9 protein-coding genes are annotated in these 11,950 nt (G+C 72.9%); 2 read left to right on the plus strand and 7 right to left on the minus strand.

Translation table 11 applies throughout. The annotated features are described in order from the left end of the window. Window positions 1-22: 22 nt before the first annotated feature. The 4 genes from ACIBTU_RS13060 to hrcA form a co-directional block, all read right to left on the minus strand. Complete coding sequence (locus ACIBTU_RS13060; protein ID WP_399126123.1) at window positions 23-769, minus strand: 16S rRNA (uracil(1498)-N(3))-methyltransferase; 747 nt, start codon at window positions 767-769, stop codon at window positions 23-25. Further along, the gene (locus ACIBTU_RS13065) at window positions 766-1,839 is read right to left on the minus strand and encodes a nitronate monooxygenase (RefSeq protein ID WP_399126124.1); all 1,074 of its coding nucleotides are present in this window, start codon (window positions 1,837-1,839) and stop codon (window positions 766-768) included. The genes ACIBTU_RS13060 and ACIBTU_RS13065 overlap by 4 nt, the downstream gene beginning before the upstream one ends. Window positions 1,840-2,009: 170 nt before the next feature. Continuing rightward, on the minus strand, window positions 2,010-3,146 hold the full coding sequence (dnaJ, locus tag ACIBTU_RS13070) for a molecular chaperone DnaJ (RefSeq protein ID WP_399126126.1): 1,137 nt from the start codon (window positions 3,144-3,146) through the stop codon (window positions 2,010-2,012). Further along, window positions 3,147-4,163 carry a heat-inducible transcriptional repressor HrcA gene (gene hrcA, locus ACIBTU_RS13075; protein WP_399126127.1) on the minus strand — a complete coding sequence of 339 codons (1,017 nt, stop codon included), beginning with the start codon at window positions 4,161-4,163 and terminating at the stop codon, window positions 3,147-3,149. Window positions 4,164-4,316: 153 nt separating this feature from the next. On the opposite strand from hrcA, the gene ACIBTU_RS13080 reads away from it, so the two are divergent. After that, on the plus strand, window positions 4,317-5,054 hold the full coding sequence (locus tag ACIBTU_RS13080; RefSeq protein ID WP_399126128.1) for an MBL fold metallo-hydrolase: 738 nt from the start codon (window positions 4,317-4,319) through the stop codon (window positions 5,052-5,054). A gap of 34 nt (window positions 5,055-5,088) precedes the next feature. Then, window positions 5,089-5,907, plus strand: a complete 819-nt coding sequence (locus ACIBTU_RS13085; RefSeq protein ID WP_399126129.1) for a DUF3097 domain-containing protein — start codon at window positions 5,089-5,091, stop codon at window positions 5,905-5,907. A gap of 432 nt (window positions 5,908-6,339) precedes the next feature. Here the strand turns inward: ACIBTU_RS13085 and hemW are convergent, their stop codons facing one another. From hemW to ACIBTU_RS13100, 3 genes are all read right to left on the minus strand, one after another. Continuing rightward, window positions 6,340-7,572 carry a radical SAM family heme chaperone HemW gene (gene hemW, locus ACIBTU_RS13090; RefSeq protein WP_399126130.1) on the minus strand — a complete coding sequence of 411 codons (1,233 nt, stop codon included), beginning with the start codon at window positions 7,570-7,572 and terminating at the stop codon, window positions 6,340-6,342. A 40-nt stretch (window positions 7,573-7,612) separates the two neighbouring features. Beyond that, window positions 7,613-9,580, minus strand: coding sequence for a SpoIIE family protein phosphatase (locus ACIBTU_RS13095; RefSeq protein ID WP_399126131.1), 1,968 nt, complete (start codon window positions 9,578-9,580; stop codon window positions 7,613-7,615). Window positions 9,581-9,765: 185 nt separating this feature from the next. Then, window positions 9,766-11,655 carry an AMP-dependent synthetase/ligase gene (locus ACIBTU_RS13100; RefSeq protein WP_399126132.1) on the minus strand — a complete coding sequence of 630 codons (1,890 nt, stop codon included), beginning with the start codon at window positions 11,653-11,655 and terminating at the stop codon, window positions 9,766-9,768. Between the last annotated feature and the right edge of the window lie 295 nt (window positions 11,656-11,950).

The following is an 11,950-nucleotide window of genomic DNA, read 5'->3' on the forward strand; positions in this document are numbered from 1 at the left end:
GCATCCGAACCGGCACACCCCGTCACCCCCAGCGACCGGTCCGCCCCAACAGCAACGCAACCCCCGCCGTACCAGCCGTAGAGGTCCGCAACACACTCCGCCCCAACCGATACGTACCGGCACCCGCCTCGCCGAACACCTTCAACTCCTCCGGCGAAACCCCACCCTCGGGCCCCACGACCAGCACGATCTCCCCGCCGGACGGCAACACCGCGGACGCGAGCGCCGAGCTCACACAGTCCCGGTCCTCGTGCAGCACGACACCCAGATCCGCCGCCGCGAGCAGCCGCGCCACCTCCTTCGTAGAGGCAAGCTCGGCCACCTCCGGGAAACGGACCCGGCGCGACTGCTTACCGGCCTCGCGCGCGGTCGCCCGCCACTTCCCGAGCGCCTTCACCCCGCGCTCGCCCCGCCACTGCGTGATGCACCGCGACGCGGCCCAGGGCACGATCGCGTCGACCCCGGTCTCGGTCATGGTCTCGACGGCGAGCTCCCCCCGGTCCCCCTTGGGCAGCGCCTGCACCACGGTGATCCGGGGCCGCTCCTCGGCCTCGACCTGTACCGGCCCGGCCTCGACGACGAGCCGGTCCTTGCCCTCGCTGCTCACGACGACGGCCTCGGTCCAGGCGCCGAGCCCGTCGGTGAGGACGACCTCCTCGCCGGCCCGCAGCCGCTTCACGGAGACGGCGTGCCGCCCCTCGGCCCCGTCGAGCACGTACGTACGGTCCCCGGGCACGGGCCCGTCGACCACGAACACCGGCGCGGTCATGCCGCACCCCGCTGACCCGACGCGGCGCGCGCGGCGTCGAGTTCCGCGGCGAGCACCTCGACGAGCTGCCCGGCGGGCAGCGTGCGGGCGAGCCGGTGGCCCTGCCCGGCCCAGAGCGCCATGCCCTGCGGGTCACCGGCGCGCGCGGCCGCCTTGCGCAGCGGCGCGGTCATGTGGTGGACCTGCGGATACGCGACGGGCGCGTACGGCCCGTGCTCGCGCAGGAACCGGTTGACGAGCCCGCGCGCGGGCCGCCCCGAGAAGGCGCGGGTGAGTTCGGTACGGGTGAACAACGGATCGGTCATGGCTTCCTTGTGCACGGTGGGCGCCCCGGATTCGGGGGCGACCAGGAACGCGGTGCCGAGCTGCGCGAGATCGGCGCCGGCGGTGAGGACCGCGGCGATCTGCGCGCCCCGCATGATGCCGCCGGTCGCGACGATCGGCAGCCGTACGGCCTCCCGGACCTGGGTGACCAGGGTCAGCAGGCCGATCCCGGCGCCGTCCGTCTCGGGGTTGTCGCGGTGGGTGCCCTGGTGGCCGCCGGCCTCGACGCCCTGGACACAGACGGCGTCGGCGGCGGCGTCCTGCGCGGCCTGCGCCTCCTCGACCGTGGTGACGGTGACGACGGCGCGGGTGCCGACGCGCTGGAGGGCGTGGACGACCTCGCGGGTGGGGCAGCCGAAGGTGAAGGAGACGACGGGGACGGGGTCGTCGAGGAGGATGGCGAGCTTGGCGTCGTAGCCGTCGTCGCGGCCGCCGTCGGGGTCGCCGAGCGGGGTCCGGTACCAGGTGGCCTCACCGGCGAGCTGATGCCGGTAGACATCGACCGCGGCGGGGTCGGCCACCTCGGGCTGCGGCATGAAGAGGTTGACGCCGAAAGGGTGCCCGGTGAGCCCCCGCACCTGCTTGATCTCCTGGTACATGCCGTCGGCCGTCTTGTACCCGGCGGCCAGGAAACCCAGCCCGCCCGCCTCGGACACGGCGGCGACGAGCTCGGGACAGGAGGCGCCGCCCGCCATGGGGGCCTGCACGATCGGGTGGGGGAAGAGACCGTTCAGTGCGGAGGACATACCGGCATCGTGCCATGTCACCCCCGACCCACCGAATCGCCCCGGCCCCGTACGAAAGGGGCCCGGAAAGCGAACTCCCCGAACCCCTCCGAACGAACCACGAGTAACAGCTCAGCGCCGCAGATTCAGCCGATCAACGCCCGTTGAACACGCCCGTTGAACCCGTCCGATCAACGCCCGTTGAACGCGTCCTTCAGTCGCGAGAACAACCCCTGCTGCCCCGGCTGGAACTGGCCCGTGGGGCGTTCCTCGCCGCGCAGCAGCGCCAGTTCGCGGAGCAGGCGCTCCTGCTCGGGGTCGAGCTTCTGCGGGGTGATGACCTCGACGTGCACGATGAGGTCGCCGCGGCCGCCGCCGCGCAGGTGCGTGACGCCGCGCCCGTGCAGCGGGATCGACTGACCGGACTGGGTGCCGGGCCGGATGTCGATCTCCTCCACGCCGTCGAGCGTCTCCAGCGGCACCTTCGTGCCGAGGGCCGCCGCCGTCATCGGGATGGTGACCGTGCAGTGCAGGTCGTCGCCGCGCCGCTGGAAGGTCGGGTGCGGCAGCTCGTGGATCTCCACGTACAGGTCGCCGGCGGGGCCGCCGCCGGGGCCGACCTCACCCTCGCCCGCGAGCTGGATCCGCGTGCCGTTGTCCACACCCGCCGGGATCTTCACCGTGAGCGTGCGGCGGGAGCGGATGCGGCCGTCGCCCGCGCACTCGGGGCACGGGGTCGGGACCACGGTGCCGAAGCCCTGGCACTGCGGACACGGCCGCGAGGTCATGACCTGGCCCAGGAAGGACCGCGTGACCTGCGAGACCTCACCGCGACCGCGGCACATGTCACAGGTCTGCGCGGACGTACCGGGGGCCGCGCCCTCGCCGCTGCAGGTCGTACAGACGACGGCCGTGTCGACCTGGAGGTCCTTGGTGGTGCCGAAGGCCGCCTCGTCGAGCTCGACCTCCAGACGGATCATGGCGTCCTGGCCACGGCGCGTGCGCGAGCGCGGGCCGCGCTGCGACGCCGTACCGAAGAACGCGTCCATGATGTCCGAGAAGTTGCCGAAGCCACCGGCTCCGAATCCGCCCGCACCGCCTCCGCCGGACTGCGACAGGGGGTCGCCCCCCAGGTCGTAGACCTGCTTCTTCTGCGGATCCGAGAGGACCTCGTAGGCGGCGTTGATCTCCTTGAAGCGCTCCTGCGTCTTCGGGTCCGGATTCACGTCCGGGTGAAGCTCGCGGGCCAGCCTCCGGAAGGCCTTCTTGATCTCGTCCTGGGAAGCGTCGCGGCGCACGCCGAGTACGGCGTAGTAGTCCGTGGCCACTTACGACTCCGCCAGGATCTGTCCGACGTAACGTGCCACTGCGCGTACTGCTCCCATCGTTCCCGGGTAATCCATGCGTGTCGGTCCGACGACGCCGAGCTTGGCGACTGCCTCGCCGCCCGAACCGTAGCCGACCGACACGACGGACGTGGAGTTGAGTCCCTCGTGTGCGTTCTCATGACCGATCCGTACGGCCATGCCCGAATCATTGACCTCACCAAGGAGCTTGAGGAGCACGACCTGCTCCTCGAGTGCCTCGAGGACGGGCCGGATGGTGAGGGGAAAGTCATGTCCGAAGCGGGTGAGATTGGCGGTGCCGCCGATCATCAGCCGTTCCTCGGACTCCTCGACGAGCGTCTCCAGGAGAGTGGAGAGCACCGTCGAGACCGTGCCGCGGTCCTCCGCCTCGAAGGCCTCCGGCAGATCCTGCACCAGCTGCGGCACGTCGGCGAACCGGCGTCCCGCCACCCGGCTGTTGAGCCGGGCCCGCAGATCCGCGAGCGAGCTCTCGCCGAACGGCGCCGGGCAGTCGATCATCCGCTGCTCGACCCGGCCGGTGTCCGTGATCAGTACGAGCATCAGCCGCGCCGGCGCCAGCGAGAGCAGCTCGACGTGGCGCACCGTGGACCGGGTCAGGGACGGGTACTGGACGATCGCCACCTGCCGGGTGAGCTGCGCGAGCAGCCGCACCGTACGGCCCACGACGTCGTCGAGGTCGACGGCGCCCTCCAGGAAGTTCTGGACCGCGCGCCGCTCGGGCAGGGTCATCGGCTTGACGCTGGTGAGCTTGTCGACGAAGAGGCGGTACCCCTTGTCGGTCGGGATACGGCCCGCGCTGGTGTGCGGCTGGGCGATGTATCCCTCGTCCTCCAGGGCGGCCATGTCGTTGCGCACCGTGGCCGGGGAGACGCCCAGCCGGTGGCGCTCGGTCAGCGCCTTGGAGCCGACCGGCTCCTCGGTGCCGACGTAGTCCTGGACGATGGCGCGCAGCACCTCGAGCCTGCGTTCACTGAGCATCGGCGCACACCTCCAGCGACTCCCCGCTCGATCTCGGTCTCTCGATCTGTCTCTCGGACGCTGTTGGCACTCGCTGTGGGCGAGTGCCAGTCGTCCCCGGGTCAGTGTACGGCCGGTGGGTACGCCCCTAGCAAGAGCGCTAGCGTCGAGTACATGGAACGTATCGACTGGGTGGGGACGGGTTGGGAGGAACTGGCCCCGCGCGTGGGCCGGGTCCGGCTGCCGGGCTGGGACTGCACGGCAGGTCTCGTCGCCGGGGACGGCGCGGCCCTGCTGATCGACACGGGATCCTCACTCCGCGAGGGGGCCCGGCTGCGCACGGACGTACGCCGGCTGCTCGGCCCGCACGCGGGCGTGACGCACATCGCGCTGACCCACCCCCATTTCGACCACGTCTTCGGCACGGCGGCGTTCGCGGGCGTCGAGGTGTACGGGGCGGTGGGCGTCGACACGCTCTTCGCCCAGGCACGCGCGCGTGAGGAACTGTGCACGGATGCCGTACGGAACGGGCTCGGCCCCCACGAGGCGGCCGAGGCGGTCGATGTGCTGGTCAGCCCGCATCACCGGGTGTGCGGCGAGTGGACGCTCGATCTGGGCGGCGGGCTGCAGGTGCTGCTCGCGAACGTGGGGCCCGCGCACAGCGGCCACGACCTGGCGGTGCTCGTGCCGGGCGCCCGCGAGATCGTCTTCTGCGGGGATCTCGTGGAGGAGTCGGGTGAGCCGCAGGCCGGGCCGGACGCGGCGCCCCGGCACTGGCCGGCGGCGCTGGACCGGCTGCTCGACCTGGGCGGGGAGGACGCGGTGTACATGCCCGGGCACGGTTCCGCGGTGAATGCCGAGTTTGTCCGGGCGCAGCGGGCGGCGCTGGCCGCGCGTTTCGGCGTGTCGTAGTCCTGGCCTGCCGGTTTCTCCTATCGTCGGCCGAATGCGCCAGTACAGCCCCGACCTGACTCCTCCGTGGAAGCGGAACACGCCGGCCCCCGAGGTTCCGGCCGAGCCCGATCTCGTCGTCGAGGAGGTCACGACCGGTTTCTGCGGGGCCGTGGTCCGGGTCGAGAAGACCGCGCAGGGGCCGACGGTGACGCTGGAGGACCGCTTCGGCAAGCACCGGGTGTTCCCGATGGAGCCGCGCGGTTTCCTCTTGGAGGGCAAGGTCGTGACGCTGGTCCGGCCGAGCGCGGGCGGGCCGGTGCGGCCCACGCGGACCGCCTCCGGCTCCGTCGCGGTGCCCGGGGCCCGTGCGCGCGTCGCCCGCGCGGGGCGCATCTACGTGGAGGGCAAGCACGACGCGGAGCTCATCGAGCGGGTCTGGGGTGACGACCTGCGCGTCGAGGGGGTCGCGGTGGAGTTCCTGGAGGGCGTCGACGACCTCCCGGCGATCGTGGCGGAGTTCGAGCCGGGGCCCGACGCGCGGCTCGGCGTCCTGGTCGACCACCTCCTCCCCGGTACGAAGGAGTGGCGCATCGCTCAGTCCGTGACCACGGAGCACGCCCTGATCGTCGGCCACCCCTACATCGACATCTGGGAAGCCGTGAAGCCGTCCTCGGTCGGCATCGAGGCCTGGCCCCGGGTGCCGCGCGGCCAGGACTGGAAGACGGGCGTCTGCCGCGCCCTGGGCTGGAAGGTCGCCCACACGGGCGAGGCCTGGCAGCACATCCTGTCCCGCGTCCACACCTACAAGGACCTGGAGCCGGCCCTCCTGGGCCGAGTAGAAGAACTCATCGACTTCGTCACGGCCCCCTGACCCAGGACCCCCGCCACACTTCCCTCGCCGGGCCCTGGCAGGCCCATCCCGCCTTTGCCTCAGCCCTTCTCCCACCCACCCGCCCCCTCCGGGGGCGCGTCGGCCCGGCACCCGGCCTCAGGCAACACCTCGGTCGCCACCGGTCGACCCATTCCCAGGCCAGCACCCCGGCCCCGGGTACGTACCAGGTCGCGTCGCCCCAGCCTTGGGCCCCTGGGACACGCGGAGCGTGTCTTCAGGGGCGCGGGGAACTGGGCGAGAAGCCCCACCGGGCGGCACCCGGCGACGATCCTCAGCCCCCACGGCGGCGGCGCGACGGAGTCGCTGAAACGGGTACAGCCCCGCGTCCGCGCAGCGGAGCCGCGCATCGGTGCAGGCCCGCGCCGGGCCGGCGGTCCGGACGGCATGAGCGGCTGGGCAAAGGACGCCGACTCAGTCGACCAGGTCGCGGACCACCGCGTCGGCCAGGAGGCGGCCCCGCAGGGTGAGGACGGCCCGCCCGGCGTCGAAGGAGTCGGGGTCGAGGAGGCCGTCCGCCAGGAAGCGGCGGGCCGCCTCCGCCCCGGCGGGCTTCAGCAGATCGAGCGGGCAGCCGTCCTTCAAGCGCAGCTCCAGCAGGATCCGCTCGACCCGGCGGTCCTCGTCGGCCAGGACCTCACGCCCGGCCCCCGGCGACTTCCCACCGGCCAGGGCCGCCGCGTACGCCCCGGGGTGCTTCACGTTCCACCACCGCACGCCCCCGACGTGCGAGTGCGCTCCGGGTCCGGCGCCCCACCAGTCGGCCCCGCGCCAGTACAGCTCGTTGTGCAGGCACCGCCCGGCGTCGGAGGTGGCCCAGTTCGACACCTCGTACCAGTCGAACCCGGCCTGCGACAGCTTCTCCTCGGCGATCAGGTACCGGTCCGCGTGCACGTCGTCGTCGGTCATGGGCACCTCGCCGCGCCGGATGCGCCGTGCGAGCTGCGTGCCCTCCTCGACGATCAGCGCGTAGGCGGAGACGTGGTCGGGCCCGGCCCCGATCGCGGCGTCCAGCGAGGCCCGCCAGTCGTCGTCGCTCTCGCCGGGGGTGCCGTAGATCAGGTCCAGGTTGACGTGGTCGAACCCGGCCGCCCGCGCCTCGGCGACGCACGCCTCGGGCCGCCCGGGCGTGTGCGTACGGTCGAGGATCTTGAGGACGTGCTGCTTGGCGCTCTGCATGCCGAACGAGATCCGGTTGAACCCCCCGTCCCGCAGCTCGGCGAGATACGCGGCGTCGACGGACTCCGGGTTCGCCTCGGTGGTCACCTCGGCGTCGTCCGCGAGCCCGAACTCGTCCCGCACGGCCCCCAGCATCCGTACGAGATCCCCGGCCGCGAGCAGCGTCGGCGTACCGCCGCCGACGAACACGGTGCGCACGGGCCGCGGGTCGTCCCCGAGCACCTTCCGGGCGAGCCGCACCTCGTCGATCAGGGTGTCCGCGTAGTTGTCCCGGGAGGCGAGGACCCCGCCGCTGCCGCGCAGCTCGGTCGCCGTGTACGTGTTGAAGTCGCAGTAGCCGCAGCGCGTGGCGCAGTACGGGACGTGCAGGTAGAACCCGAGCGGCCGCGCGGCGGCATCGACCAGGGCGGAGGCGGGCAGCGACCCGTCGTCGGGCACGGGCTCACCATCGGGAAGTGCGGAAGGCATGCCCCCATTGTCCAGCCTCCGCGCCCGTTCCCCGCCGCGCTCACTGCGCCTGCAGCACCAGCAGGGCCAGGTCGTCGTCCGGAGGGCTGTCCGCGAAGGCGTGGACGAGGCGGCGGATGCGGTCGGCGAGGAGGGGGGCGGTGAGGCCCGCGCAGCCGGTGAGGGCGTGGGCGAGGCCTTCGCCGTCGTCGAACTGGCGGGGGCCGTTGCGGCGCTCGGTGACGCCGTCGGTGACGCACAGCAGGGTGTCGCCGGAGGTCATCTCGAAGGCGTCGCTCGTGTAGTCGGGGTCGTCGACGACCCCGAGGAGCACCTGGGGGGTGGCGACGGTCAGGACCTCGCCGCCGGGCCGCATGAGCAGGGGCAGCGGGTGTCCGGCGCTGGCCAGGGTGCAGTGGACGGCGCCGCCGTCGGCGGACGGGGTGAGCTCTCCGTAGAGGAGGGAGAGGAAACGGGAGGTGGAACCCTCGGGCGGGACGCCCTGGCCGCCGGCGGCGGCGAGGGCGCGGGCGGCGGCGTCGGAGGCCTCGGTGGCGTCGTCGAGGAGCAGCCGGTTGAGCCGGTCGAGGACCTTGGCGACGGGGTAGCCCTCGCGGGCGAGGAGGCGCAGCCAGGGGCGGGCGAGGCCGATGACGACGGCGGCCTCGGGGCCCTTGCCCTGGACGTCGCCGACGGCGAAGCACCAGCGGCCGTCTCCGGCGGGGAACACGTCGTAGAAGTCGCCGCCGGGGCCGCCCGCCTCCTTCGGCTCGTAGACGATGGCGTGCTCCATGCCCGGGATGTCGGCGACGACGCTGGGCAGCAGGCCCCGCTGGAGGATGCGGCTGATGGTGGCCTGGCGGGTGTAGCGGCGGGCGGCGCTGACGGCGAGGGCGACGCGGCGGCTGAAGTCCTCGACGAGTCCGGTGACCTCGTCGGGGAAGTGCTCGAGGCCGGAGCGGCCGATGAGGAGGATGCCGAGGGTGCGGCCGCCGGCGCTGAGCCGGTAGGCGAGCGCGGAGCCGCTGCCGCCGGCCGGGCCCGGCCAGGGCACGGGTACGGCGGCGGAGCGGGCGGCGTCGGGCAGCCGGGGCGGTTCCTTGGCGAGGATCCGGGTGAGGTCCTCGATGCGGCTCTCGTGGGTGTGCCAGACGCGGGCGAGGCGCGGGGCGGGGTGCGGGTCGGTGGAGCGTGCGGCGACGTCGGCGGTGAGCGTGTCGCCGGGCAGCCCGCGCCCTTCCTCGTCGTAGAACCAGACGGCGCACCAGTCGGCGAGGCGGGGGACGAGGAGCTGGCCGACGATCGCGGCGACCATGTCCTCGTCGAGCTGGCCGGCGAGCAGGTCGGAGGCCTCGGCGAGGAAGGCGAGCGCGCCGCGGTTGATCCAGTCCTCGTCCTGCGGGGCGCGCACGGGCTGCTGCGGGAGCGGTTCGGCGGAGCGCAGGCCGCGCCGGTCGGTGCGGGCGGCGGGCTGCCCGTCGGTGCCCTCCTGGCCGGTGTCGGTGCCGTCGGCGGGCAGGCGCGCCCAGACGGTCTTGGTGCCGGGCCGGTAGGTGATGCCCCAGGCGTCGGCGAGGGACGCGACGAGGTGGAGGCCGCGCCCGTACTCGGGGGTCTCGGGGGTGCGGCAGACGCGGTCGGTGCGGACGGCGCGGGTGGGGTGGTGGTCGGTGACCTCGACGACGAGGCCCGCGGGGCCGTCGGCGGTCGGGCCTTCCCGGCGGCACACGACGTCGACGCCGGTGCCGGCGTGCACGACCGCGTTGGTGACGAGTTCGCTGACGACGACGACCGCGTCGTCGGCGAGCCGGTCGCCGACGGGGGCGGCGGGCCGGGGCACGGCGGTCCAGTCGGCGAACGCGGCCCGGACGAAGCGGCGGGCGGCCGCGGGCGCCAGCGGGTTCCCCGGCAGCGAGGTACGGACCTCGTCGGGGCGGCCGGGCGTGTCCCCGGTGCAGAAGGTGGTCTCCCGCTGGGTCTCCCGCTGGGGCTCGCGCTGAGTCTCCCGCTGAAGTGGAATGGACCCCACTGTTCGGCTCCTGAGCTGTTCGGGCGTGGACGCACGCCTCAGGCAACAGGAACAGAGTGACAGACCGGGCCCGTCCATAAGCGGCGAGTCACCGAACCGGTCCGCGACGGGTGAGAAGAGTGGTATGCGCACATGGTGCCGGGAGGGCCGGGGTCCGGCCCTCCCGCAGCGTGCGGCGAGCGGGCTCAGCCCTCCCGGGAACCCGCGTACATCTCGTCCAGCAGCTCCTTGTACTGCCGCTCGACGACCGGCCGCTTGAGCTTGAGGCTCGGGGTCAGCTCGCCGTGCTCGATGTCCAGGTCGCGCGGCAGCAGCTTGAACTTCTTGATGGTCTGCCAGCGCTGCAGGCCCTCGTTGAGCTCCTTCACGTAGCCCTCGACGAGCTGGACGGTCGCGGGCGCGGCGACGACCTCCGCGTAGGACTTGCCGCCCAGGCCGTTCTCCTTCGCCCAGTCCAGGATCGACGGTTCGTCGAGCGCGATGAGGGCGGTGCAGAAGTTCCGGTCGGCGCCGTGCACCAGGATGTTGGACACGTACGGGCACACGGCCTTGAACTGGCCCTCGACCTCGGCGGGCGCGATGTACTTGCCGCCGGACGTCTTGATGAGGTCCTTCTTGCGGTCGGTGATCTTCAGGTAGCCGTCTACGGACAGCTCGCCGATGTCGCCGGTGTGGAACCAGCCGTCGGACTCCAGGACCTCGGCCGTCTTGTCGGGCAGCCCGTGGTAGCCCTCCATGATGCCGGGGCCGCGCAGCAGGATCTCGCCGTCGTCGGCAATGCGCACCTCGGTGCCGGGCAGCGGCTTGCCGACCGTGCCGGTGCGGTAGGCCTCGCCCGGGTTCACGAAGGACGCGGCGGAGGACTCGGTGAGGCCGTAGCCCTCCAGGATGTGCACGCCGGCGCCCGCGAAGAAGTAGCCGATCTCGGGCGCGAGCGCGGCCGAGCCGGAGATGCAGGCGCGCAGCCGGCCACCGAAGGCCTCGCGCAGCTTGCTGTAGACGAGCGCGTCGGCGACCTTGTGCTTGGAGGCGAGGCCGAACGGGGCGGAGGCGACGCCGGTGCGCCGGAAGTTGTCCTGGGTGACCTTCGCGTACTCGCGGGCGACACCCGCCGCCCACTGGAAGATCTTGAACTTGGCGTTGCCGCCGGCCCGGGCCTTGGCCGCGACGCCGTTGTAGACCTTCTCGAAGATGCGCGGCACGGCGGCCATGTAGGTCGGCTGGACGACCGGCAGGTTCTCGATGATCTTGTCGACGCGGCCGTCGACGGCGGTGACGTGCCCGACCTCGATCTGGCCGCTGGTCAGCACCTTGCCGAAGACGTGCGCGAGCGGCAGCCACAGGTACTGCACGTCGTCCTTGGTGACCAGGCCGGTCGCGGCGATCGCCTTCGCCATGTACGACCAGTTGTCGTGCGGCAGACGCACGCCCTTGGGGCGGCCGGTGGTGCCGGAGGTGTAGATGAGGGTGGCGAGCTGGTCCTTGTCGATCGCGCCGACGCGCTCCTTGACGACCTCGGGGTTCTTCTCGAGGTAGGCGGCGCCGCGCGCCTCCAGCTCGTCGAGGGTGAGCAGCCAGCCGTCGGGGTCGGCGGCGTCCGGCTCCACGCCGGTCGCGTCGATCACCACGACGTGGGAGAGCTCGGGCAGCTCGGCGCGCCGCTCACGGGCCTTCGCGAGCTGCGCCGCGTCCTCGGCGACGAGCACCTTCGACTCGGAGTCGGACAGGATGAACGCCGACTCCTCCGCGTTGGTCTGCGGGTACACGGTCGTGGTGGCCGCGCCCGCGCACATGATGCCGAGGTCCGCGAGGATCCACTCGACGCGGGTCGAGGAGGCGAGGGCGACGCGCTGCTCGGGCTGCACGCCGAGCTCGACGAGTCCCGCCGCGACGGCGTAGACGCGCTGCGCGGCCTGGCCCCAGCTGAGCGACTTCCATTCGTCGGGGCCCTCGCCGGACGCCGATGGCACCGGATAGCGGTAGGCCTCGGCATCGGGCGTCGCGTCCACGCGCTCCAGGAAGAGGGCCGCGACGGACGGCGGCCGGTTCTCGATCAGGGTCTGTGTGTCGCTCACGACGTCCTCCGGGGCCCGCGACAGCGCGGCTTGTTTAACTGGTGAGTAACCATCGAGCAGTGATCAGGGTAAGGCGCACTCGCCCGGCGCGTAAGAGGCTCCGGCCTTGAACTTCCGTGGGTTACGCCCGGTCGGCGCCCCGTCCGTCCCGGATCGCACACGGCTTTCACAGGCGCTTCCCGATGCGCCCACGCAAAAGCGGGGGGGGGGGGGGGGGGGCCCCCCCCCCCCCCCCCCCCCCCCCCCCCCCCCGGCGGGGGGGGCGGGGGGGGCGGGGCCCCCCCCGCCGGGGCGG

The sequence above is a fragment of the Streptomyces sp. NPDC050145 genome (genome assembly GCF_044460245.1).
Taxonomy (GTDB): Bacteria; Actinomycetota; Actinomycetes; order Streptomycetales; family Streptomycetaceae; genus Streptomyces.